Origin of the sequence: Streptomyces sp. NBC_01384 (genome assembly GCF_045040035.1) — a bacterium.
Lineage (GTDB): Bacteria > Actinomycetota > Actinomycetes > Streptomycetales > Streptomycetaceae > Streptomyces.
Map to the genome: position 1 here is coordinate 299247 of NZ_CP109560.1, position 23557 is coordinate 322803.

At 68.9% G+C, this 23557-nt stretch carries 17 protein-coding genes and 5 pseudogenes; 12 read left to right on the forward strand and 10 right to left on the reverse strand.

Annotated features, from left to right (window positions below):
• Positions 1-98: 98 nt before the first annotated feature.
• The gene (locus OG747_RS48825) at positions 99-956 is read right to left on the reverse strand and encodes a hypothetical protein (RefSeq protein WP_331765008.1); all 858 of its coding nucleotides are present in this window, start codon (positions 954-956) and stop codon (positions 99-101) included.
• Between the two features lie 706 nt (positions 957-1662).
• Between OG747_RS48825 and OG747_RS48830 the strand changes: the two genes are divergently transcribed.
• The 3 genes and pseudogenes from OG747_RS48830 to OG747_RS48840 all read left to right on the forward strand — a co-directional run bounded on the left by OG747_RS48830 (position 1663) and on the right by OG747_RS48840 (position 3164).
• On the forward strand, positions 1663-1809 hold the full coding sequence (locus OG747_RS48830) for a hypothetical protein (protein WP_331765010.1): 147 nt from the start codon (positions 1663-1665) through the stop codon (positions 1807-1809).
• Positions 1810-2094: 285 nt separating this feature from the next.
• Positions 2095-2443, forward strand: a pseudogene (locus OG747_RS48835) (transposase); the annotation flags it as partial.
• Between the two features lie 73 nt (positions 2444-2516).
• Entirely contained in the window at positions 2517-3164 is a 648-nt protein-coding gene (locus OG747_RS48840) for a GPP34 family phosphoprotein (protein WP_331765012.1), read from the forward strand.
• A gap of 126 nt (positions 3165-3290) precedes the next feature.
• Here OG747_RS48840 and OG747_RS48845 read toward each other — a convergent pair.
• Positions 3291-4294, reverse strand: a pseudogene (locus tag OG747_RS48845) (IS5 family transposase).
• 649 nt (positions 4295-4943) lie between these two features.
• On the reverse strand, positions 4944-5672 hold the full coding sequence (locus OG747_RS48850) for a TetR/AcrR family transcriptional regulator (protein ID WP_331765014.1): 729 nt from the start codon (positions 5670-5672) through the stop codon (positions 4944-4946).
• Between the two features lie 124 nt (positions 5673-5796).
• Here OG747_RS48850 and OG747_RS48855 point away from each other — a divergent pair, with 124 nt between their 5' ends.
• Complete coding sequence (locus OG747_RS48855) at positions 5797-6504, forward strand: NAD(P)H-binding protein (RefSeq protein ID WP_331765016.1); 708 nt, start codon at positions 5797-5799, stop codon at positions 6502-6504.
• A 731-nt stretch (positions 6505-7235) separates the two neighbouring features.
• Here OG747_RS48855 and OG747_RS48860 read toward each other — a convergent pair.
• Together OG747_RS48860 and OG747_RS48865 are read right to left on the reverse strand one after the other, a co-directional pair.
• On the reverse strand, positions 7236-7781 hold the full coding sequence (locus OG747_RS48860; protein ID WP_331744468.1) for a hypothetical protein: 546 nt from the start codon (positions 7779-7781) through the stop codon (positions 7236-7238).
• Positions 7782-8546: 765 nt separating this feature from the next.
• Positions 8547-9842, reverse strand: coding sequence for an ISAs1 family transposase (locus OG747_RS48865; RefSeq protein ID WP_331765019.1), 1296 nt, complete (start codon positions 9840-9842; stop codon positions 8547-8549).
• A 665-nt stretch (positions 9843-10507) separates the two neighbouring features.
• Between OG747_RS48865 and OG747_RS48870 the strand changes: the two are divergent.
• Positions 10508-11631 (forward strand): annotated as a pseudogene (locus OG747_RS48870) (IS3 family transposase); the annotation flags it as partial.
• Positions 11632-11739: 108 nt separating this feature from the next.
• Here OG747_RS48870 and OG747_RS48875 read toward each other — a convergent pair.
• The gene (locus OG747_RS48875) at positions 11740-12360 is read right to left on the reverse strand and encodes a hypothetical protein (protein WP_168500483.1); all 621 of its coding nucleotides are present in this window, start codon (positions 12358-12360) and stop codon (positions 11740-11742) included.
• A gap of 223 nt (positions 12361-12583) precedes the next feature.
• Here OG747_RS48875 and OG747_RS48880 point away from each other — a divergent pair, with 223 nt between their 5' ends.
• From OG747_RS48880 to OG747_RS48905, 6 genes and pseudogenes are all read left to right on the forward strand, one after another.
• Positions 12584-14212, forward strand: a complete 1629-nt coding sequence (locus tag OG747_RS48880) for a helix-turn-helix domain-containing protein (protein ID WP_331765023.1) — start codon at positions 12584-12586, stop codon at positions 14210-14212.
• A gap of 47 nt (positions 14213-14259) precedes the next feature.
• A pseudogene (locus tag OG747_RS48885) lies at positions 14260-14532 on the forward strand (IS701 family transposase); the annotation flags it as partial.
• Positions 14533-14569: 37 nt separating this feature from the next.
• Positions 14570-16087, forward strand: a complete 1518-nt coding sequence (locus OG747_RS48890) for a helix-turn-helix transcriptional regulator (RefSeq protein WP_331765025.1) — start codon at positions 14570-14572, stop codon at positions 16085-16087.
• Between the two features lie 137 nt (positions 16088-16224).
• Positions 16225-16797 carry a transcriptional regulator gene (locus tag OG747_RS48895; protein ID WP_168500485.1) on the forward strand — a complete coding sequence of 191 codons (573 nt, stop codon included), beginning with the start codon at positions 16225-16227 and terminating at the stop codon, positions 16795-16797.
• A 989-nt stretch (positions 16798-17786) separates the two neighbouring features.
• The gene (locus OG747_RS48900) at positions 17787-18170 is read left to right on the forward strand and encodes a hypothetical protein (RefSeq protein ID WP_164331610.1); all 384 of its coding nucleotides are present in this window, start codon (positions 17787-17789) and stop codon (positions 18168-18170) included.
• A gap of 133 nt (positions 18171-18303) precedes the next feature.
• Entirely contained in the window at positions 18304-18720 is a 417-nt protein-coding gene (locus OG747_RS48905; protein WP_168500487.1) for a peptidase inhibitor family I36 protein, read from the forward strand.
• 138 nt (positions 18721-18858) lie between these two features.
• Here the strand turns inward: OG747_RS48905 and OG747_RS48910 are convergent, their stop codons facing one another.
• The 4 genes and pseudogenes from OG747_RS48910 to OG747_RS48925 form a co-directional block, all read right to left on the reverse strand.
• Positions 18859-19242, reverse strand: coding sequence for a hypothetical protein (locus OG747_RS48910; protein WP_331765029.1), 384 nt, complete (start codon positions 19240-19242; stop codon positions 18859-18861).
• A gap of 90 nt (positions 19243-19332) precedes the next feature.
• Complete coding sequence (locus tag OG747_RS48915; protein WP_331765031.1) at positions 19333-19569, reverse strand: hypothetical protein; 237 nt, start codon at positions 19567-19569, stop codon at positions 19333-19335.
• 309 nt (positions 19570-19878) lie between these two features.
• Positions 19879-21174, reverse strand: coding sequence for an ISAs1 family transposase (locus tag OG747_RS48920; protein WP_331765033.1), 1296 nt, complete (start codon positions 21172-21174; stop codon positions 19879-19881).
• 621 nt (positions 21175-21795) lie between these two features.
• Positions 21796-21972: pseudogene (locus OG747_RS48925) on the reverse strand (group II intron reverse transcriptase/maturase); the annotation flags it as partial.
• 71 nt (positions 21973-22043) lie between these two features.
• On the opposite strand from OG747_RS48925, the gene OG747_RS48930 reads away from it, so the two are divergent.
• Entirely contained in the window at positions 22044-23546 is a 1503-nt protein-coding gene (locus OG747_RS48930; protein ID WP_331765035.1) for an MFS transporter, read from the forward strand.
• The last annotated feature ends 11 nt before the right edge of the window (positions 23547-23557 follow it).

The following is a 23557-nucleotide window of genomic DNA, read 5'->3' on the forward strand; positions in this document are numbered from 1 at the left end:
CGTCCAGGACCCGGTGGAGGTCGCCGACATCGGCCGTGACGATCTCGAACGGCATGCTCCGATCCTCGCAGACGCCCATGGCCACCGGGCCACGCTGGTCAGCCCCTGCGGCGGCGGGCGAACAGCACCGCTCCGACGCCGAGCACGGCGAGGGCCCCGGCAGCCGCGGCGAGGGGGACGGTGGCGTTCGAGGTGCCGGTCGCGGCCATCTGCCCGTCGGTGTCCGACGGCGCGGCGGGCGGAGCGGACGTGGTGGCGGGCGGCGACGTCGGGGCGGCCGTTGCCACGTCCGTCGGTGAGGGCGTCGAGGTCGGCGCGCTGGCGCTCGGCGTCGGCTTCGCGGTGGTGGGCTCCGGGGTCGGGCTGGTGGCTGTCCGCTGGATCCGGAAGGTGTCGTTGCCGTGGGCGACGCCCGCGCAGGCGACTTCCTTGCCGCTGTCCGGGAAGCGGTAGACGTCCGCGAAGGCGCCCGTGAAGGCGAACTCGGAGCCCCCGAGCGCCTTCGGCACGTCCTTGACGACGCGCACGCGCAGCTCGTACGTCCTCGTCTCGCCGGGCTTCAACGAAGGCGCGTCGATCCTGCCGGAGCCGTCCAGCGGCTGCCACCCGCCGTCCGCGGTCCGTGCCTCCACCTTCACGAAGTCGCTCATGTCGGCCAGCTCCGGGTCCTCGGTCTCGAGCCAGGGGTAGGCACTCGCCACAACCGCCGGCAGGTCCCGCTTGCCGACGTTCGTCACGGAGCCCCGGGCCGGCTGCCAGTCGCCGCCCGCCATCAGCACGGTGGCCGCCACGTCGACCGAGACCGTCACCTCGTCCTGCTCGTAGCCGCCGTAGGCGGTCGACACATCGGTGCACTTGGGCAGGGACCCAGGGTCCTCCGCCGCCCGGGCTGCGGGCGAGCCGGCGAGCAGGGCGGCGGAGGCGGCGGCCGCGATCACGGCCGGACGGAACTTCATGGAAGGGGTCCTCACGGTGTGAGTGGAAGCATCGGGACGTTGCTTGCCGTACACGGTGAAGACATCCCACAAGTGCCCAGGGTTGTACGCTCACCCCTCGGCGAGCAGCGGTCCCCAACGGATCGACACTGTTTCCAGAAGACAACGCCTCACACCAGCGATCACCGAACCTGATCCCTGATCAACACAGATGACAGGGCCTGATCACCCAGCCCACTACCTGACAAAACCGCAGATCAGACCCACACACCAAAGCCCGGCCCACACACGCCCACCATCGAGGCACTCGCACCAGTGAACCGCACCAACACACCAAACTGATCAGCCCAGGGCAACCCACCAACCACTGATCACGAAAACCGCTCCCCGACAGCCGCACTCGCCGCGCTCGGGCTCGACTGGGTATGAGGGTGCCGGAGGTGAATGATCCCAGCGATGAAGCGGCCGGTCCGAGTAGTCGTTGGACCGCCGCTTCATATGTTCAGCTCAGCCCCAGTGCTGATCGAGGTTGTAGATGCCGCTGAATTGCCGGGCTTCCCGGGCAGTGAGCTGGTGTGGAACGGCAGCGGCTTCGTTCCCCAGTGATCTCGTCCCAGGCTCAGACGGCCTGGTACGCCATGTACCGAGACCTCGCCCACGTCCCGGCCGCGCATGACACCGCCGCACAGCGGCGGCGTCTGCAGGAGTTGCTCAAGAAACTCTCACGGTGGCAGGCCTACGCAGGACGTCACCGAACGTCAGCCTGCGGCGCGGTGCGCTGCTGCGCGCCCACCGCGAATGGGTCGCTGCATACGGCGAGGAGCTGTCGGTACGTGAACTCGCGGCAGCGGTCGGGGGTCCTCATCGGCAGTGAGCCACTACCTGACCCTGATGCGGGCCGCGGGAGCTGAGGTGGCAACCCGTGGGTGGCGCAGCCGCCGGTGTACGCACTGCGGCCGCTGACCGTCTCTTTCGGCCCTGCCGTCCACGCGGCCCGACCCCCGGTACCGCGTGACGGTCCGGGCCTGACGTCGTTAACCTCGCGCTTTCACGAGCTCGCTCGTCCATGCCTTGATCAAATAAGCGGAGAGTACTCCTGACTTGCAACGATAGGACTTGTCTAGGTCCTGTTGGCTGCGCGGAAAGAAGCACTCTCCAGGTGAGCAAGCGTATCGGGTTGTACCCGCGTGTCCGCGTCGAGAGCGGTGGCAGCGGGGCGGTCTCCCAGGCCGGGGCGGTGCTGCTGGTCGAGACCTTCCGCAAAACCGGGCTGAACGGGCAAGCCGCTGGCCGTCCATGATCCATGCAAGATCCTTCTGGATCTCTCGCTGGCTGTCGCGCTCGGCGGGGACTGCCTTGCGGACATGGCCATGCTGCGGGCCGAGCCGGCCATCTTCGGCCCGGTGGCGTCCGACCCCACGGCCTCCCGGCTCATCGACACCCTCGCCGCTGCAGGCGAGAAAGCACTGACGGCGATACGCGCCGCACAGTCCGAAGTCCGCGCTCGAGCCTGACTTCGCCGACGCGTGCCGGGAACCCCAGCTTCCTGTGGCGCGTCCCTCTCTCGAGAGGGGGGATCTTGTGACTGAGGATCTGACGATCGGCGAGCAGATCGTGCTGCTCGCACTGGACGAAGAGACCGGCACCCTGCGCGAAGCGCCGCTGCGGGTGTCCCTGGCGGTTTCGGCGGCCGCCTTGCTGGAGCTGAGCTTCTCCGGGTACCTGACGGAGCGTGACGGCACACTCGTCGTCGCTGGAGCGTCGACACCAGTGGATCCGGCGGCCGCGGCCATGACCGAGCACATGCAGAGCCATCCCGAGGAGACGCCCCGGGAGTGGCTGCTGGCCGTACGCGAGCAGGCACTCGACACGGCGTACCAGGGGCTGTCGGAGAAGAGACTGGTACGGAAGCAGGGACGACGGGTCCTCGGCGCCTTCGGATCGGTGAAGTACCCGGTCACGGGCCTGTCGGAACTCGCGGCGCTGCGAGGGCGGCTGGCAGCCGTCCTCGCGCAGGGCCAGGACCCCGAGGAGCGCACGGCGGCGCTGATCACCGTGCTGCACCACGCGGGCCTCCAGGCCGTCATGCCGCAGGGCCCCGGGGCGGAGGCACCCGAGTACCGTCTGACCGCGATCGCCGAGGGGCAAGGCCCGGCCGCGGTCCTCGGAGACGCGATCCGCACCACGGTCGCCGCTCTCACCGCGGTCATCGCCTCGTCCGCTCTGTAGGGAAGGCGCCACCCGAGGCGTCGGCGGACCCGCCGGCCGGGTCCGCCCGCCGGACAGGGCGACCTATTCGCTCCTTCGCTTCTATGATTGACAGTCACATGCACTAGGGCGCATATCGAGTCGTGATCAATGGGTGGTCCGGGTGAGGTCTTTGATCCAGATCATCGAGGCGCGCAGGTGGAGGCCGGCGAGGTAGCTGTCCGGGGTCTTGTCGTATCGGGTGGCGATGCCTCGCCAGGCCTTGAGCTTGTTGATCAGGCGCTCGACGGTGTTCCTCTCCTTGTAGAGGTCGGCGTCGTGGCTGACGGGCCGGCCGCCCCTGGAGCCCTTCTTCTTCCGGTTGGCGGCCTGGTCCCTCTTCTCCGGGATCACTGCCTTGATGCCGCGTCTGCGCAGGTGGGCCCGGTTGCCGCGGGACGAGTAGGGCTTGTCCCCGGCGACCGCGTCCGGCCGGGTGCGGGGGCGGCCGACGGGGCCGCGGACCCGTATCTTCCCCAGCACGGGGATGAACTGCGGGCTGTCCGCGGCCTGACCCGCGGTCAGGACGAACGCCAGTGGGCGGCACTTGCGATCGGCAGCGAGGTGGACCTTGCTGGTCTGCCCACCCCTGGAGCGTCCGAGGAGGGCGGCCTTCAGCCGGAGTTTTCGCCGACGCCGGATGCGTCGTCGCTCCTCCCGCCCGGGATCGGTTTCTACGTCCTGCCCGGTTTGTTCTTCGAGGTCGCCCCTTTTGACCTGGCCTTCTCCTCCTCGGCGGCGGCCTTCTCCAGGGCGGTGATGACATCCTCGCCCAGGTGCATCCCGGCAGCGTCGTGGTGAGCGCGCGCGGTGGTGGAGTCGACGCTGACCAGGGACAGGTCCACCTCACCCCGCTTCGCGGCCTCCGCGATCAGGCCCTCCAGCAGGGCCTCGAAAACGCCTGCGTCCCGCCACTGCCGGAAGCGGTTGTGGACGGTCGACCAGGCGCCGAACTCCTGCGGCATCTCCCGCCACTGCCCACCCGTCCTGAACCGCCAGATCACCCCCTCGAACTGCTGCCGCAGCCGCTCGGGGTACGGGCCATACTCGCCGATCGGCAGGTGCGGCCCGATGAACTCCCAATCCTCGTCCGTCAGTTGCGCTCGCGTCATGCGAGAAGATCTACCGGTTCAGGCCCCGCCACGAGAGCGAATCCCGCAGATTGATCACGACTCGATACGCGCCCTAGTGACCTCCCGGGCCTGCGTCGCGCTGAGCGGCGGCCGCGCGGGTTCGGTGGCGACGTCCTGGTCGTGGTCGTCCTCGCCCATGACTCCATCGTCCTCCGCGTCGGCGGGTGTCCCGTCTCAAATGATCTGCCCCTTGCCCAGACCTGTGACTTGCGGCGACCAGATCAGTTGAGACGTGCGGATGCTGGGAATCCCGGTTGATCTGGTCCTGCGCGAGTGGATGCCGGATGTTGTCTCAGCTGTCCTGGTCCGGCTCCGCTGTTTCGAACCGCCGCCCTGCTTGGCAGCGGCTCGGAAGTCCTCGGATGCGACCCTGTTCGCTCCGCCGGCCACAAGTGGGGGCCGCCTGCAAATCTTCCTGTACCCACAGGACCCCGCCCGTCACGCGCCTCGGGGATCAAGGCACTGCTCTCCGAACGCCTCCCGAAGACCTTTTGCGGCTGCCCGACCCGCTCGCCTCGGCGAGCGAAGCGGTTATCCAGGTCATGCAGGCGACCGACGAACCGGTCCACCACCGCGTCGAAGGACAAAAACAAAATCTCGCATGCGCCGTGCTGTACGCAAGGAGGCTTCAGCTTCGCAGCGGGATGTCCAACGACCGTACGAGCTGGGTCACTTCCTCCCGGAAGAGCTTGTCCGGGTTGGTCGTCTGGGTACGCAGATGGCCGTAGATCTCCAGCGAGACAAGGCCGTGCAGGCGCCCCCAGAGGCGCAGGGCGAGCGCGACGGCAGCGGGCGGCAGGCCGGGGAAGTCCGTGCGGACTTTGTCGACGAGCCCGGCGTCGAAGTCGGGCCACCCGAACTCGCTGCTCTCATGGAGGTGTTCAGCGTGCGGCCAGGCGGCTGCCGCGAGCGCGGTGAGTCCCGCGCAGACCCGGTGGGCAGCCTCCGGGGCGGCGCCTCCGTGGGGGGTGTTGTAGCCGGGAACGGGATCACCGTAGACGAGCCGGAAGCCCTCGGGGCTGGCCAGGGCCCAACTGCGGAAGGCGTCGGCCCAGCCCTGGATCCGGGCGGCCGGACCCTCGGCGGAGGCGCTCTCCCAGGCGGTGTCCACGGCGTCGGCCAGCTCGGTGTACACGTCGTTGATGAGCACGGTGATCAGGTCGTCGCGGGTGGCGAAGTAGCCGTAAATGGCGTTGGCCGTCATGCCCATCTCGCGGGCGATAGCCCGCAGGGTGATGGCCTCGGGCCCGCCCGAAGCCATCAACTCCAGCGCCACGTCCTTGATTTCGGCCGTCGTCTCGGCCCGCAGCCGCTCGCGTCGCCCCGTGCTTCCCGCCCTGCTCGCTGTACCTGCCACCCGGGACACTCTACAGCGTCACCAAGATTGGGTGCCGTGAAGAATCTTCACGGCGTATAGTAATCATACGGCGTAACCAATTTGATTGGTTGCGCCTTCACATCCGCATGAACAGGGGGGAACCATGCACATCGGAGTCGTCGGAGCCACGGGGACCATCGGCAGCCGGGTCGTTACCGAGGCCCTCGACCGGGGGCATCACGTCAGGGCACTGAGCCGTGACGCCTCGCGGCCGCAGGCCGACGAGAAGCGGGAGAACATCACCTGGGCGAGCGTCGACGTCCTGGACGCGGCGAGCATCACGGCCGTACTGCCCGGCCTCGACGTTCTCATCAGCGCCTACCAGCCCGGCAACGCCGCCAAAGACTTCGAGGACACCGTCCGGCGTTCGATCGCCGACCCCACGACCCACTCCACGGTGGCACGCGCCTTGTTGAAGGCGCTGGAGAGCCACCCGCGGATCCGGCTGATCGTGATCGGCGGCGCAGGCAGCCTGGAGGTCGAGCCCGGGCTGGTGCTCGCCGACTCGGACGAGCGCATGCACGAGATCCTCGACCAGCTCGGGCTGCCCCGCGCCTACGCGGCGGCGGCGCGTGGTGCCCGCGACGGTTTCAACGTCCTGCGCACCTCGAACCGGCTCTGGACCTACTTCAGCCCCGCCGAGGAGATCGCCCCCGGCGAGCGCACCGGCCGCTTCCGCACCGGCGGCGACCAGGCGGTCCGCGACGCGGAGGGGCGCAGCCGCATCTCGGCGGAGGACGCGGCGGTCGCCCTGATCGACGAGGCGGAGCTGCCGCAGTTCGTGCAGCGGCGCTTCACGATCGGATACTGAAGAGACGTGTTGCCCCAAGGTCCCGGCCCGCCACAGCGGCGGCCGGGGCCTTCGTCCAGGCGGTACCGCAGTGTCGGTTCCCGTCGGTGCCGCGGTGTTGTCCGCCTTCGGGCAGGTCGGGTCATCGAGTGAGCGGGCGAAGCGGCCTGGCGACAGGGGACTTCATCCGTGCACGGCTGAGAGCCACAGCGGTGCGCCGACACCGCGTCACACAAGTTGGCGAGCCAGGCCACCTGAGACCACCAGAGAATTGGACCAGTTCACTTGAGACGGGGGCCAGTTCCTCGGAGACGGGACAGCGGGCCCGGCCAGGGCGTAGGGAGGCACGGGTGTCCTGTGACAGCGGAGTTGGACCGATTGCCACCGAAGTTGGACCAGTGGCCTTTTGTGACAGTGAGGATGGATCGCCGCAGGTCGAGAGGGCCAGCCAGCATCACCTCGACCAGGTCGGCGCTGCACCGGTCAACGCCGGGCTGGCGTAACAGAACCGGCAGCACTGGCGGGCCCACACCATTCCACAGCGTCCAGCTGCCCGAACAGCCCTACTGGGCGCACGAGCTCGCCCTGGGCAACCCGTCCACCCACACCCGGGAGTCCGGCGCCGTTCCTCTGCTTCCGCGAGTTACCGACGTTTTCCCGACGGGCCTTTACTGGCCATGAGTACAAGATCGATGCTGGACCGGCCTTCGCGGCCGGGCGCCGGCGTCGTGGCGCCGGGCCGCGAAGAGGGGTCAGGGGTTGTGCGAGCGGGTCATCGGGAGCTGCAGGAGCTGGGCGACGGCCTTGCTCGGCTCTCCGACCGGGGCGAACTCCACGGGCTGCTGGAGCTGGTAGACGGCGCCCTGCGGGGGGAAGACGGTGAGGCTGTCGTTCAGGGTGGTCATGGTCTTGGTGTTGGACAGGACCAGCGGGCCACTGCCGCCGCCCGGGGGCTTCTCGATGGTGAGGGTGAAGTCGTGGAACAGGGTGTTCTTGAACTTCGGGGGCATGTTGCCGAGGACTTCGAGCAGGCTGAGCGGGGTGGTGTCGATGTCGGCCTGCGAGAGGGTCACGCGCCCGAGGGTCGGGTGGTCGGCGCTGTACTCCTCGCCGATGATCTTCAACTTCACGCCGCCGAGGCCGCCGGCGATGTTGGCCTCGACCCGGACCCTGATGCCGCCCCTGAAGTCCAGGGTGACCAGGCCGAGCGCATCGAACTTCATCGGCACGTCGACCGCATAGCTGGAGCAGGGAATCTCCAGGCCGATCGGGGGGAGCAGACCGCCGAGGGGCACCATCAGAACGCCTCCACATCGCAGGGCAGCCCGCGCGAAGCGACGCGGACATGCAGTCTGTAACTGACGTGCTGCACGTTACTGATCACCGGGCGGCTGAACGGGCTGCCCGGGCCGTATGGCCCCGTAATGATGAATCGGCGCTGGTCGGAGCGTGTCCGGTTGCCGTCGCTCGGGGGGTGACCGCGTCGGGCGGCCACGGGCCGGTCCCCTCTGGCGGTCCGGCCGGATCCGGTGCCAATGAGCCGCCTCAGGGTTCGGAAGCAGGTTGTCACTTCACCGAAGGTTGACCGTGCAGGTCAACCTGGTGATGAGCGGCTTCGGCGCGAGGTGGTAGGTAAGCGCCCCCGAGGCGGACGCCCTTCCTGATCCGGGCCACCGCAGAGGGCTGGTCCTCTTGACCTGCGGCGATCCATCTTCACTGTCACAAGCGACGGTTGGTCCAACTTCGGTGGCAATCAGTTCAGCTTTCCTGTCACTGATGGTCGGGTCGCCCGGGGGAATCTCACCCCCGGGCTCCCGCAGAACCGTGCGTAACAGTCTCCCGTTACACGGCTCTTGTCCTCCTGATCACCAGAACCCCGGTGTCCATGCCCACTGGGCGAAGAGCCTCGGGTATTGACGTGTGACTCGCTGCCGGCACGCTTTGGCCTTCTTGAACGTCCGGAGCCGTCGATACTTCTTGCGGACCCAGCGCATCAGGTAGGCGTTGATGCGCTGGAGGAGGGGATGCCAGGGCCCCGGCGTTTGCCTCGGATGTCCGGTTGATCATGTGATGCCGTAGAGGGCGAGGACGCGGTGGCGTTCGGTGTGGGCTCGGCGTCCGGCGGCGGTGTTGACGTACCCGGCGAGCTTGAGCGTGCTGCGGATAAGGTCGCGGACGGCGGCGAGTACGGCCGGTGTATTGCGGGTCCTGACCTGGGACTTGTCCTCGCCGAAGACAACATCGCGTACCCAGTGGACGGTGTTTTCCACGGTCCAGTGCCCTCGAGCCCAGGTGGCGATCTCGGCCGCGTCGGCCTGTTCGGCGGGCAGGTCGGTGATGGCGTACTTGGTCTCGCTGGAGCACTTCTTCGCCCCGTACAGGCGGTGTCTTCGCTGGATGCGCAGGACCTGGCGGGCGTGCGGGAAGAGCAGGCCGTCCACGGTGACGACCTGCACCAGGCGTCGCTCGTGGCGGCCGTGGCCGCGGGCGTCGTCACGGTGGATCGCGGGGACCTCTTTCCAGGGCAGCCTGTGGAGCTGGCGGGCCTGACCGCGCTGGTTGTTCTTGATCGTAAGGAGGTAGTGGGCACCGCGTTCGCGCAGGTAGGTGGCGTGGGCGTGCTGAGCGTGGAGAGCGTCGGCGGTGACGACCACCCCAGCGAGGTCCACGTCGTCGACCTGGTCGAGCAGGGGCTGGAACTCGGGGATCTCGTTCGTCTTCGCGCCGATCTCACGCGAGGCCAGGGTGATGCCGTCGCCATGGCGGACCGCGGACAGCACGAAGACCCGGCTGCCGTCAGGGCGTCTGGCGCCGCGCAGGCACTTGCCGTCCACCGCGATCGCCTGGCGCCAGCGGCGCACCGGATCGGCCTGGGCGGCCGCCCGATGGGCCCGGCGCTGTTCGCGCTCTGGGCCGCCATCGGGCGTCAGCGGCAAGGGAGTTGCGGGCGCGGCGGGCAGCAGGGACTTCAAGTAGGCGAACCCGGCCGCGCTGAGCTCGGCCGGATCAAGGCGCCCCAGCACACTGCGCAGGGTCTTCTCGCTCGGCACCCGGTAGCGGCCCAGGAGCGGGTGGTAGGGCAGGCCGAAGGCGGCCAGTTCCTCGGGGACCGCACGCCGGCACCACTCCGCTGCCGCGGTGAGCGAGTCGTGGCCCGCGGGTGTCATCGCACAGACCACCAGGGCCAGCAGGGAGGAGAGCCGGTAGCGCACGCCGCTGGCTCCGCGCGGGTCGGTGAGCGACTCGAACTCGACGACCAGGCTGCGGACTTGATCCTGCGCGGCATCCTCGCGCAGGGCTTCCAGACGGGGCGCGGGGCAAGCGGGGGCATCGATGGGAGATGATGGTGGGACGAACACGGCACCTTCGTGGATCTTGAAGCGTAGAGAACTCCATGATCCACAGGCGCTGTGTTCGCCTGCCTCTGGGGCTCACCACCAACATCAACCGGCCCAAGTTCGAACAAGCCAGGCAAACGCCGGGGCCCTGCCTCCGAGCGAGCAGCAGGACGCCGACGCAGACGAGTCCCGGCACGGCGTACCGGAACGGCGCGCCGATGATGGTGGCGATGACCATGGCGGCCGGCAAGCAGGGCAAGACAGACCCCTGTCGGCACGTTCCGCCCCCGAGCACGTACCGCTGGCTTGGTTCACGACTCTCGCGTATTCGGGCTGCAGTAACCGCGCCTGGACGCCGCGTTCTTCGGCAGCGGTCGGCGGCAACGCTGGTACGCGCACCGTCGGCGCTTCGGCTTGGCGAGCGGCATCGCAAGACACCTCCGGTGCCCAGCGTCAACGGCTGCGCAATCGGTGCGCAACCACTGCGCAGCGCTGTGACCTGCCGTGGTCGGGGGCGTGTTGGCCGTGGTCCGGCGTGCGCAATGCGGCGCAGGCCCGTATCGGTGAGCAACACACTGCGCAGCGCCGTGACCTGCCGTGGTCGGGCCTGTGGTCGGGGTCGTGGTGGCCATGGTCGGGCCTGCGCAATGCCCATCGCACCCGCCGATCCTCCCGCAGGAGGGGCGACCCTGCGGGAGTGGGTGCTGCGGGACCGCGACCGCCGTGGCGTCACCGCCACGGCTGAAAAGCCGACCGTCCAGGCGGGGGCGGCGGTGCCGTCCGACGCTCCGGACGAGCGGATCCGGCAGCTGGAGGCGAGGGTGGCAGAGCTCGAGGCGAGCGAGCGGAAGCTGGCGACCGAGCGGGACATCCTCCGCAAGGCGGCCAAGTATTTCGCCGGGGAGACGAACTGGTGATGAGCCGCTTCCAGTTCGTTGACGACCACCGGGACACCTACGAGGTGAAGCGGCTCTGCCAGGTCCTGGGGGTGAACCGGTCCAGCTACTACAAGTGGCTCGCCGGCGCCGAGGCCCGGGCCGCCCGGCAGCACAAGGACCGTGTCCTGGCCGAGGAGATCCGCGCGGTCCACGGCGAGTCCGGCGGCGCCTATGGCTCCCCGCGAGTGACCGCCGAGCTCCGCGGAAAAGGGCGGCGGATCAACGAGAAACGGGTCGCCCGGATCATGCGGACGTTCTCCATCACCGGCATCCGCCTGCGCAGACGCGTGCGCACCACCGTCCCGGACCCGGCGGCCCATCCGGTTCCGGACCTGTTCCAGCGGGACTTCACCGCCACCGAGCCGGGGCGGAAGTACATGGGCGACATCACGTATCTCCCGCTCGCAGGCGGGGAGTTCCTCTATCTCGCGACCGTGCTGGACTGCTTCAGCCGCAAGGTCGTCGGCTGGTCCATCGCCGACCACATGCGCACCGACCTGGTCGCCGACGCACTGCGGATGGCAGCCTCGATCCGCGGCGGCCTGGAGGGCGCCGTGTTCCACTCCGACCACGGGGCCCAGGGCGGATCCCGGGCCTTCGCCAGCCTCTGTGACCAGCTCGGGGTCACCCGATCGATGGGCGCGGTCGGCACCAGTGCCGACAACGCGGCCTGCGAAAGCTTCCACGCGTCCCTGAAACGCGAGACCCTTCAGGGCGCCCACGACTACGGCGCCCCCGGCACCTGCCGCAGGACCGTCTTCGCCTGGCTGACCCGCTACAACACCCGCCGCCGGCAATCCGCCAACGGCCACCTCAGCCCCAACGAATACGAACGCCGACACCACACCGCTAAACTCACGCTCGCCGCGTGATCAATAACCGCGTGCCCACCTTCATGGGGGAAGGCCCCACACAGACATGCGGATGCCCTCCCCGGAGCCTGCTGGGGAGGGCATCGCTCATCTCAAAGCCATACGGTTTCAGTACCCTCGCCAGGGTTCCGAAGTCTTGTTGGTATAGATGTTCCAGACCTGCCAGTCGTTGACGCAGCCGCCAGGGAAGCCGTAGACACCGATGCCGCCGTCCAGGCACACGTTGTAAGTATCGCTGTGGAAGTTGATGAAGTGCTTCAGCCCCGCAGGGTTGCCAACGTTCTGCGCCGGAGCGGCGGTGATCATGGTCCAGACCTGATCCCAGTTGTTGCCACCGGTCTCGCAGGTTTCCCAACGCGTACCGAGCGAACCCTGGATCTGAGAGGGGCCCTGGCCCGCGACTCCCAGACACAGCGATCCGCTGGGGCCGTTGGTGATGATTTGGACGCGCGCGTGGCCATCGGCGTCCGGTTGCGCGCTCTCAAGCCGGATCCAGCTGGTGCCTCCAGCCATGCACCCGGGCACCATGCCCTGCACGTCCAAGCACTGCTGGGATGCCTGGTTGACGAGCTGGACGCCGGGGTTGTCCCAGTAGATCGCAGCGTTGGCCGTGCCGGTGGTGCCCAGCAGCAGCGCGAGCGCTCCTGTCAGAGTCGCGGCCAGCTTCACGAGGCGGCTGGAGAGGAGTTTCCTGATGCGGATCAAGCCGCTTTCGCCGAGTCTGAGCATGCTTCCCCCTGATGGCGGTCGCGGTTGGGCCGCCCGTAGTGAGTGTGAGTCGCCCGGACTGGTGCCGGGCGAAGCAGAACCTACGACAACTGCAGGCGGAGCGAAGGCGCGGTTTGCACTGCGAAGGGGCCCCTCCGGTGTCGGCCTGCACAGTGAGCCTGTTGTGCTCCTGCCAGAACTGATTACTCTGTGACCGAATTGGCTTGTCTCTCGGGGGGACGGTATGCACGGCGATCTGGCAGCGGACGCTGGTGCTGTCACGCGGATTCGGCGGGCCGACGACGTGTTGGATCTGCAGCGTGCCGCCCGCAAGGGAGGCACCGAGCCGGTGCTCCGCTGGCTGGCTCGCCGCACCGGTGCCAAGGTCCTCCTGTTGACCTCCGAGGGCACCTTGGCCCACCAGCTCCAGCCTCCCCTCAGTGACACCGAGCGCGGTCTCGCGCTGCGCGGTGCAAGAGAGTTGGCCGGACGGCGGGGGTCCGTGGCCATCGACCAGGACGGTTTCACTTGCATCGTCCTTCCCCTCGACGGACCACAAGGCGCCTCAGCGCCGCTGCTAGCCGCTGTGGCTCCTCAACCGACGCCACATGAACTGCCGCTCCTGCTCGCGGACGCCACATCGGCGTTGCGCCTCAGCTGGCTGGCAGAGCACCTCGGTCGGCAGCAGCGTCGACTGACGCTCGCCGAAGCCGGAACCCGCGAAGCAGTCGTCCATCTGCTGCTGAACGGTCATACGTGCGCCGCGCGCCAAGTCGCGGGGGCCCTTGGCCCGGCCCTGCCAGCGATGGTGCGGGTGTACGTCATCGAGGTTCCGCCTCAGGACCGCGCCCAGCGGGCCGAGGAACTGGCCGAGGCGACCGACGACGACGTGTGGATCGTGCCGTGCCCGGTCTACGCCGATCACATCTTCGTACTCGAGGCCGGTGACGGTGCCCCGACGCGGGTGTGGCCTCCCACTCTGGCGGCCACCTGCTGGATCGGAGAGAGCAACGCCGTGCCGTTGCGAGAAACCGCCACCGGCTACGCTCAGGCGTTCCACGCCCTCGCCTCCGCACGCGCCGGTGGCGAACGGCAGATCTCGTTCGCGGCCAACCCCGACCTGGCCCTGGCCATCGGTCCTGCCGCGGCGGTCTGGGCGGAGGCGTTCCTGGCGCCGATCCGTGCCCACCGCCCTGGACGGCCCCAGGATCCCGACAGCACAGAACTGCTGGCCACCGCCGCCTCATGGATCAGCTTCCGCTCGGGCGCGACAGCCCACCTGAAAATCCACCGCAACACACTGAGCGCACGCCTGACACACATACGAGAGATACTCGGCTTGAACCTCCATCGACTTGCCGACCAAGCCGCACTCTCGCTCGCCCTGCGCTCCATCGCCACAAAGTTCCCGCCCCCGCCAAAGTACGGGACCGTGGGGACGGGCGCGTCGCCCACCCTGGACAAGCTCCTTCGGCTGCCTCACATCACGGCATGGGCCCAAGATCAGTTCCGTCCCCTCGCAGCGCCCGACGTGCCGGCGCACATCGGGGAGACCCTCACTGCCTGGCTGCGCCTCGACGCACGCATCGAGCCAACCGCGGCCGCGCTGTCCATCTCGACATCCGCCGTACGCAAGCGTCTGACGCACGGCGAGGCACTACTCAAACGGTCGCTTCTACGCCCTCCCAGCGCTGTCCACGACTTGTGGCTCGCACGACATGCCCTTCGCCACATCCCGCTGAGCCGCGCCGAAGAAAAGCCTGGCGCCCGCGGTCTCGCCGAGGTCCAGCGCCGCATGGAACACCTCTACGCCATCCGCGACTTCCAGCTGCAGCAGCCCGCGGAGATGTTCCTCAACCCCCGACTCGGCTGAGCACCCACTGCTAGTTTCCGCTCCGGTACTCCCCAAAGGCCAACGACTGGCGGTCGGAGCTGGAGCGGGCGGATGTCTTCCACGTCATGGCCACCACCCGGCACGACACCGTGGTCACCCGCTGGGCGATCGACCATCCCGTCCACGACCTGTTCAACGGCCTGGCCCGGCAGAAATGGAAGCGCCGTTCCTGCGGCACCGGGGCTCACGGCCTGCGGATCTACGACTGGGCGCGCGTCGAAGTACGGCCCTGGCACCGAGCCGACCGCCGCCACTGGGTGATCGCCCGCCGCAGCGTTGCCCGCCCGCAAGAGGCGTCGACATGGCACAGACCTGATGGGCCGGAAGGGACAGACGATGAGCGATTTCCAGGCCATTGACGCGCTGCTCGCGTCGGCGCCGCCCGACCGGACGCCGCTGCCGACGGCAGAGGAACGGCGGCAGCGGCGCGGCGAACTCGGACTCTCCCGCGCTCAGGTGGCGCGCGCCCTGGGGGTGAGCCCGTCGACGCTCGGAGGCTGGGAAGCCGGCCGGGACCCGAGCGGTGACGTGCGCGAGAAGTACGCGTACTTCCTGCAGCAAGCACAGGAAAAGGTCCGCCACCGCACCGCACCCGCCCCGCCGGCTGCTGCCGCGGAATCCGCGGACGACTCCGCCGCACTCGAGGCGGCGGCCGCCGTCGACGACCAGGCGGAGCTCGCCACCCCGCAGCCGTGCGTGCTGTGCGGGCAGCCGGCCCGGCATGAGGTGGCCGGCTACCCGCAGCATCTGGATCCCGCCGAGTGCGCCACCTCCACCCCAGCCCCCGCTACCGCGCCTGCGGCCACGCCCGTGGCTTCCTCCCCGGCGCGGCCGGCCGCCGTACGGCCGGGCAAGGGCGTGCGGATCGTTGCGGCCGGGCGGCGCGCGCAGCCGGCCGACGCGGAACCGGACCTGATCCGCCAGGCCGTGACCGAGGCCCTGACCCAGCACTCCGGCGATGTCGAGGCGGCCACCGCGGCACTGGTCAAGCGCGCGATCCCGGACGCGATGGCTCTGCTGGACCACACCCGCAAGGGCGGCCGCTACGACGTCGTCGCCCACCCGTGGCTGCCGGACGTCCTGCGCAAGCAGTCCGCCCGCGGCGCCGACCAGGTCTGGGAGGCCCGCCCCAAGTGGACCCGGCCCGAACTCCCCGCGGGCGAGCACCAGGTGACCGCGCTCGACGTCAACGGGGCCTACCTGTCGGCGCTCAAGACGCACCTGCCGATCGGGCAGCTGGAGCACTCCACCGGCTTCGACCACGACCGGCGCCGCGCCGGCATCCACCTGATTACCCCGCCCGCCTGGGAGCACGACGCGGTGCTGCCCAACCCGATCGGCAGCCGCGACGAACCCGGCCCGCTGTGGGTCACCGAACCCACCCTGCGCCTGCTGCTGCGCCTGTCCGGCCCGAAGTACCACCTGTGTGACCCGCCCGAGATCCACGAGTCGTTCACCTCCGGCGCCACCGAGAACCTGCTGGAGAAGTTCCGCATCGCGCTCAAGGACGCACGGGACCGGGCCATCGCCGACGGGGACGAGGTGACGCTGGAGTACGTCAAGGCGATGTACTCCAAGTTCGTCTCCACGCTGGGGGAGTCGAACTACAACCGGGAGCTCTACCGCACCGACTGGATGCACCTCATCCGCTCGCAGGCCTTCGCCAACCTGTGGTGGAAGGCCCACCGCGCCCACGACGAAGGCCTGATGGTCGTCCGGGCCATGGGCACCGACGAACTCCACGTCACCGGCGACTGGCGCAAGGTGTTCCCCGAGGGCCGCGGCGTCACCGAGGTGAAGGTCAAGGACGTCTACACCGTCGGCACCGATCCCGCCCCCACCGATGACAGCTGAACCGGGCCAGGAAGCCCCTCAGCACCCCGCAGAGCGCCGATCACCTGCCCCGGCGTCAAATCCCACGCCGGGGCGGGAGATCGGCCCCCACAACCCCCGTACAGTGATCCACACCTCGCAGATCCGGAAGAGACGAGATGCCTGAGCGGAACATCGAGTTCGGCAAGTACGGCGCCCGCGGCATCAAGGGCCACGAAGCCGTCGCCCGCCAGCTGGACGCCCTCGCCGGCTACATCGCCACGCCCGTCACCGCCCGGCGAGGCCTGCTCGCCCGCCTGCACTACCTCACCCGCACCCACCACGCCCGCGAAGCCGCCCGCGCCGCCGGCCTCACCGTCACCGACCGCACCCTGCGCGCCTGGCTCGACGGCCGGCGTGTGCCCTCACGCAGGAATCTGGAGCGCATCGAGCAGGCCTACCGCACCGTGCGGCGGGAGAACATCGCCCGCCACCTGGCCGCCCGCCTCAACCGGGAGGGCCGCGGCACCCGGGTGGAGATCCACCCCATCAACCAGTCTCAGGTCAACCGGCCGCGCCAGCGAGTCGTGCAGTTCCGCACCCTCAACGTGCGCCGCTGGGACCGCATTGTGCAGGCGTGGGCGGCCGGCGACGACCAGGAGCTCGACGACGCGTGGATCGACCAGGTCATCGACCTCGGCTCGGAGTGGGGCCAGTACGAGTACGTCACCAACGTCGGCTTCGCCGCCTGACACCCAGACGTTCAAGCGCTGCCTGACGGACCTCTCAGGCCCGGCCTCGATACGTGGTGCGAAAGACCAACAAGGCCCAGAAGCGAGGACCCGCGTCATAGGGAAGAGGCTCTGTGTACCTGGGGACGTCGATTATCTAGGGTCAGTGGGCACTTCACGCAGGTCAGGCAGCATATCCCGGGGTGAGGCAAGTAAGGCAAGGAGCGGCCCCGGAAACGGTTCGATCAAACCGTTTCCGGGGCCGCCGTTCATTAGGACGGGAGCCGTCCGGGGCCGCAGAGCGGGCAGGCCCAGGTGCCGCATCTGTTCGTGCTCCTCGGGCAGGCTCCGGGCCATTCTCCGCACCAGGTCAAGGCCGAGGCCGAGGCGGTCACCGGGGGTGAACCGGGATGCCGTGAGGCCATCGCGCACCTCTCGCTTCAACGAGCTTCTCTACTCGGAGAGTTGCGCGATGGCCGCCGCATGACCAGGGGTTACGCCAAGATCCCTGCTACACCACTCCACGGGACGCCATCCGGCAGCGCGGGCACAGAGGACGCTCCGGGCCCGACGTGCCCGGCTGGAATCCCCAGCCGTGGCAGTGCGGGCACAGGTCGCGGTCAGGCGGTGGACACAAGCAGGTGGTCATGTCCGGTGAACGCGGGTGGGTGACGGCGCGTCACGGCTCGCGGCCCGCCGCTGTCCCCGTACCACCGTCAGCGCTGGAGCAGGCCCCACCCGTACTCTTCCCGGCTCGCTGTGCACTGCGACACCGGAACCCCCGCTTCACCGTGCAATTAGACACCCCACACCATGGGTCGCCGGCCCTACATTCGGTGAGCCGACAGGGGCCGACCGGGGTGTGTGGACTTGTGTGGGAAACGAGACTCCACGCGGCCACGCCGGGCAGCCTGGTCGGGCCGCTTCGCGCAAGGCTGGCCCAAGCGGCGAAACAACTCGAACGTCCGGCGGCCATGACAGGCCGCCACCACAAGCAGGGGGAACACATCATGAGCTTCACTTTCGGACGCCGGGTGGCGATGGTCGCCACCGCCGCCGCGCTGAGCGTCGGCGCGCTCACCGCGACGACGGGGACCGCCTCCGCCGACGACGCCGTCCTGCTCACCACCGGCAACTGGGTCGGGCTTTACAACGCCCCCAACACCACGGACGGCAAGATCGGCTGGCATGACGTCCCCCCGGGCGGCCAGGTCATGGCCCAGTGCTGGACCGTCGGCCAGAGCATCGGCAACTGGGGCGACACCTGGTACCGGGTGGTCGGGGCGGACTATCGCTACGGGTTTGTGGCCACCCCCACCGCGTACGTCTTCGCCGGGTACGCCGACAACAACGCGAGCAGCGTCAACCGGGACCCCTACATCCCTGAGTGCTGATGCCATAGACACGCCAGGACAGGGCGTGAACCGGGAACCATGCAGGAGGGGAAAAGCACATGCCTGGCGGGCTCGCTATGTGGGCAGCCTGACTGGGCTTCGTCATGGCACTGCCGTCATGGGAGGGGACGCAATGCGTATCAGGTTCGGGCGGCGCACCGGCAAGCTTGCGATCGTGGGAACGCTCACGGTCGCCGCGTTGAGCTTGGCCACGGGAGGCGCTTTCGCCGCCACGCCGCCGACGGGGGCCGAGGCCTGCCCGAGCGGGAACGTGTGCTTGTACTTCAACTCGCCGCAGTACGGCTGGGGCGCGTGGGAAGACTGGTCGCCTGGCCAGAGCCTCAGTCTGTCGGACTTCAAGTTCGCTCACTGGGGGAACGGTTCTGGTTACGGGCAGACGGTGTACGACAAGGCTGCCTCGATCGTCAACAACACCGGCCACACGGTGGTCGTTGAGTCGGACCTTGGCCACGACGACTACTACGTCGCGGGCTACGCCGGATCCCTGGCCTCCTTCACCTACAACCACGACGCTCTCCTGTACTGCTGACGCCCAGCGAAGCATCGCGAGTGCCCCCTCTGCACCGACATGGTGGAGGCGGCCCGTCCCTTCGCCGACCCCGCTAGCGCAGCCCATGAGCGCCGGACCAGGCCGGGCTGCGCAGCCGTGGCTTCGACGATGCCCGCCTCAGCAGCAGCAACGCCCGCACGGCGCCGTCCTGCGAGCACCCGCCTGTCCAGGCTGGCGTCGACCGCGGCAACGGTTGATGACCGCGTACAGGTCGCCGCCGGTCTGGGCCAGGGAGTCCGGGACGCCGGCCAGGACCAGGGCGAGTTCGGGGTTGCCGACCGGCGGCATCGGGGCCCGGCCCACCCCCTTGTCGCTGCTGCTCATCTCGTAGGCGGACAGACCCCGGTCCCGGCTCCACTGGGCGAAGCGACGGTAGAGGTACCAGCCGAACGCCTCCACCAGGCGCTCCAGCGGACGCGGGCCGACTTGGAGGCCGAACTCCGACGCTGGAACCGGGAGAACCCGGACCTTGCGGCAGACCTCGCCCAGGCCGCCGAGCACGCCCGCCGCTGACGTGCCGTACGTGCCTGACGAACCCCCAGATATCTGTAAGGCACGGACCGATCAGGCCCACTTGCCTTACCTGCTGCCTTACAGCTCCTGAGCACCCCAGATAAAGGCAGCTCCGTACGTACTCATACTGTCCAGCTGCCATCCCTGACCCTCGACGCCCTCGATCGCCGCTGCCAGCAGGTGTTCAGGAACCTCTTGCGGGGCGTCCGGATGGTTCAGCGGCACACTCACGGAGAACACCCTCGACTGGCTCTTGCGCGCCTGAGCCGTGATCTCGCTCAGCCACGCATCCGGACCGAACACGTCCCAATGCATAGCGCCCCTTCCCCGTAGCGTGCCCCGAGAGTCCATCAGCGTGTCCGACGACGCGCCACTCTCCAGCTTCCTATCCGTGGACACGACTCCTCACACGAGACTCCGCGAAGGCGACCCAATCTAAAAGTCCCTTTGAAATTGCCGTGGTTTCGAACCCGCCACTGTGATGCGACCAGACTGACACTGTCGCAGCGTTCTCCTGCGCCTCCTACTTCGTGCTGTAGTGGAGGTCATGGGCTACGTCTTTGCGGGCACCACCCTCCAGGTCTTCGGCAGGGCCCCGGCGAGTGCCTGGATCGTCCGGTTTGATCATGTGATGCCGTAGAGGGCGAGGACGCGGGGGCGCTCGGTGTGGGCTCGTCGTCCGGCGGCGGTGTTGACGTAGCCGGCGAGCTTGAGCGCGCTGCGGATCAGGTCGCGGAGGGCAGCGAGTACGGCGGGCGCGTTGTGGGTCCTGACCTGGGACTTGTCCTCGTTGAAGGTGACATCTCGACACCAGTGGACGGTATTTTCCACGGTCCAGTGCCCGCGAGCCCAGGACGCGATCTCGGCTGCGTTCGCTTCCTCGGCGGGCAGGTCGGTGATGGCGTAGACGGTCTCGCTGGACCATTTTTTCGCCCCGTAGAGACGGCGACGGCGCTGGATCCGCAGGACCTGGGCCGCGTGCGGGAAGAGCAGGCCCTCGACGGTGACGACCTGCACGAGCCGCTGCTCGTGACGGCCGTGGTCCCGGGCGTCGTCGCGGTGGATCACGGGGATCTCCTTCCAGGGCAGGGCGTGGAGTTGACGGGCCTGGCCGCGCTGGTTGTTCTTGATGGTCAGCAGGTAGTGAGCGCCGCGTTCGCGCAGGTAGATGGCGTGGTCGCGTTGGGCGTGGAGGGCATCGGCGGTAACGACCACCCCCGCGAGATCCGCGTCGTCGATCTGGTCGAGGAGAGGTGCGAACTCGGGGATTTCGTTGGTCTTCGCGCCGATCTCGCGGGAGGCGAGAGTGACACCGTCGCCGTGACGGACGGCGGACAGGACGAAGACCCGGCTGCCGTCCGGGCGCCTCGCGCCACGCAGGCACTTGCCGTCCACCGCGATCGCCCGCCGCCGGAGCCGTACCGGCTCGGCGCGGGCGGCCGCCCGGTGGGCCCGGCGCTGTTCACGCTCGGTGCCACCGTCGGGCATCACCGGCTCCGGCCGGCGGGGCTGTGCGGACAGCAGAGGCCGAAGGTAGTCGTAGCCGGCCGCGCCGATCTCACCGGGATCGAGCCGCCCCAGGACGCTGCGCAGGGTCTTCTCGCTCGGCACCCGGTAGCGGCCAAGGAGTGGGTGGTAGGGCAGGCCGAAGGCGGCCAGTTCCTCCGGCGTCGCACGTCGGCACCACTCCGCCGCCGCGGTGATCGAGTCGTGGCCGGACGGGGTCATCGCGCAGACCACCAGGGCCAGCAGCGAGGAGAGCCGGTACCGCACTCCGCAAGCCCCTCTCGGATCAGTGACCGACTCGAACTCGGCGACCAGGCAGCGGACTTGATCCTTAGCGGCACCCTCGCCGAGGGCTTCCAGGCAGGGCGCATGAGGCACGGGGACAGCGACAGGGGATGATGGAGGAACGAACACGGCACCTTCGTGGATCTTGCAGCGTAGAGAACTACATGATCCACAGGTGCCGTGTTCACCTGCTTCCGGGGCCCACCACCAAGATCAACACCCCAGGCCGGGACGATCCAGGCACTCGCCGGGGCCCTGGGTCTCCCCTACCGTCGGCCACCAGCTACCGGGCTGCTTGGCCACTACCCGGACCGGACTCACACCGGCAAGTCCACGACGACTTATCAGGACACACCCCTCTCCAGTTCCCAGGACAACCTTCCGACCGTTCCACGCCCCTTACGCCGAGAGGTTCTTCAGCGCCCGCTCCAGGTTCCCGGACGCCTTCCATGGCCTTCGCCCTACGCATACGGGCTCGGCACCTCCTTGGCCCGCCCGACCGGGCGGGGTTTGCATATCGACGCTGCAGGCTTCACTTGATGTTGCGGACCGGTCGGTCGCACGCCCCCGAAGGACGCTTGTCACTCCACTTCGACGCCGTCCTCTCGAACGACGCCGGGAGTCAGCTACCGGGGACCCTGGCGTCTCCCCGGACCGGACTTACACCGGCTGGCTGCCCTGAGCTTGGCGTCCGGTTACATCCCTCCACTTCTTTCAAGTTGGGGCGATGCCCGAACTCCTGGACGTACACGCGTAGTGCATGAACAAGTTCGCCAGCACTGGCGAGAGCGGAGATCCCTGTGGGGTCCCTTTCTCCCGCTTCAACAGCCCGCCGCGCGGGTGCGCCAGCGGGGCGCTCAGCCACCGCTCGACGTACAACTTCACCCAGACGGCGTCGGTGTGCGCCTCCACTGCCTTGACAACGAGACTGACGATCCCGCATCCCGGCGCCCTTTCCCCGGCTGGTACGACCGGTCGCGGCTGCATAGCGTGATCACATGACCACAGAAACGGCCCGGCCCGCTCTCGACGACCGGCGGTGGAAAGCGCTCGCGGTCTGTCTGACCGCGGGATTCATCTCGCTGCTCGACGTCTCGATCGTGAACGTGGCGCTGCCTTCCATGGAGCGCGGGCTCGGTGCCTCCGCAGCCACCCAGTCCTGGGTGGTGTCCGGGTACGCACTCGCCTTCGGGCTCGCGCTGGCACCGTCGGGACGACTGGGTGACGTGCGGGGCCGCCGCCAGGCGCTGTTGTTCGGCCTCGCCGTGTTCACGGCCGCATCGGTGGCGTGCGGCCTCGCCACCGGCCCCACCTGGCTGGTGGTATGCCGGCTGATCCAAGGTGCGGCCGCCGGTGTGGTCGCACCGCAGACCTCGGGGCTGATCCAGCAGATGTTCCAGGGTGCCGAGCGGGCCCGGGCGTTCGGCTTCCACGGCAGCGTCGTCGCCGTGTCCACCGCGGTGGGCCCGCTGGCGGGCGGGCTGCTGATCCACGCGTTCGGCACGGCAGACGGGTGGCGCTGGGTGTTCTTCGTCAATGTGCCGATCGGTGTGGCGGCCCTCGTCGCGGGGAACCGGCTGCTGCCCCGTCTCCCGGTGCAGAATGACGGACGGGAGAAGTTCGACCCGTTCGGCGTACTGCTGCTCGGTGCGGGCGTACTCGCCCTGCTGCTGCCCCTGGTGCAGGAGCAGCAGTGGCAGGGCCGGGCCAAGTGGCTGCTGATTCCGGTGGCCGCACTGCTGCTCGGGGCCTTCTGGGTGTGGGAGAGGACCCAGGGACGCCTGGGGAAGGCACCGCTGGTCGACCTCGGGCTTTTCTCCCTGCGCTCCTTCACGCTCGGCGCTCTCATCAGCCTCATGTTCTTCGCCGGGCTGACCACCATCTTCTTCGTCCTGTCACTGTTCCTGCAGAACACCGCGGGATACAGCGCGCTCGCCACGGGTGTGACGATCCTGCCGTTCGCGGCCGCCTCGGCGGTCGGCGCGGCCATAGGGGGCCGGCTGGTGATGCGCTACGGCCGCAGCCTGGTCGTCATCGGCCTGAGCGGGGTGGCTCTCGGGCTGCTCGGTGTCGTCGTCGCCGTTCAGCTGGTGCCCGGGGACGGCGTGGGCTGGGCCATGGCGCTGCCGCTGGTCATCGGCGGAATCGGGTCCGGACTCACGGTTTCACCCAACACGACCCTCACGCTCACGCTCGTGCCGGTACGAGGTGCCGGTGCGGCGGGTGGGGTGCTGCAGACCGGCCAGCGCATCGGCTCGGCCACCGGTATCGCCGTGGTCGGCTCTGTCTATTTCGCCCATGTCGCCGACCACGGCCGCTCCACGACAGCCCTTCAGCTCGGGCTGCTCACCGCCATGGCGATCATCCTCGTCGCCCTGGTCCTGGCGGTGGCCGACCTACGGGAGCGCCGGGCGCATCCCGGACGCGACGACCTCGCGGCGGCGGTGCCGCGGGGCCTCGGGGAGAGCGGGGCCGGCGAGAAGGTGGGGCGCGGGGCCTGACACCGGGCGGG

What these genes read in the sequence shown, in the direction of transcription:
- OG747_RS48895 (WP_168500485.1), top strand. Translation starts at nt 16,225, where the DNA reads ATGCCTGAGCGGAACATCGAGTTCGGCAAGTACGGCGCCCGCGGCATC.
- OG747_RS48860 (WP_331744468.1), bottom strand. Translation starts at nt 7,781, where the DNA reads ATGGTGCCCCTCGGCGGTCTGCTCCCCCCGATCGGCCTGGAGATTCCC.
- OG747_RS48825 (WP_331765008.1), bottom strand. Translation starts at nt 956, where the DNA reads ATGAAGTTCCGTCCGGCCGTGATCGCGGCCGCCGCCTCCGCCGCCCTG.
- OG747_RS48875 (WP_168500483.1), bottom strand. Translation starts at nt 12,360, where the DNA reads ATGCTCAGACTCGGCGAAAGCGGCTTGATCCGCATCAGGAAACTCCTC.
- OG747_RS48915 (WP_331765031.1), bottom strand. Translation starts at nt 19,569, where the DNA reads ATGCATTGGGACGTGTTCGGTCCGGATGCGTGGCTGAGCGAGATCACG.
- OG747_RS48905 (WP_168500487.1), top strand. Translation starts at nt 18,304, where the DNA reads ATGCGTATCAGGTTCGGGCGGCGCACCGGCAAGCTTGCGATCGTGGGA.
- OG747_RS48880 (WP_331765023.1), top strand. Translation starts at nt 12,584, where the DNA reads ATGCACGGCGATCTGGCAGCGGACGCTGGTGCTGTCACGCGGATTCGG.
- OG747_RS48930 (WP_331765035.1), top strand. Translation starts at nt 22,044, where the DNA reads ATGACCACAGAAACGGCCCGGCCCGCTCTCGACGACCGGCGGTGGAAA.
- OG747_RS48890 (WP_331765025.1), top strand. Translation starts at nt 14,570, where the DNA reads ATGAGCGATTTCCAGGCCATTGACGCGCTGCTCGCGTCGGCGCCGCCC.
- OG747_RS48900 (WP_164331610.1), top strand. Translation starts at nt 17,787, where the DNA reads ATGAGCTTCACTTTCGGACGCCGGGTGGCGATGGTCGCCACCGCCGCC.
- OG747_RS48855 (WP_331765016.1), top strand. Translation starts at nt 5,797, where the DNA reads ATGCACATCGGAGTCGTCGGAGCCACGGGGACCATCGGCAGCCGGGTC.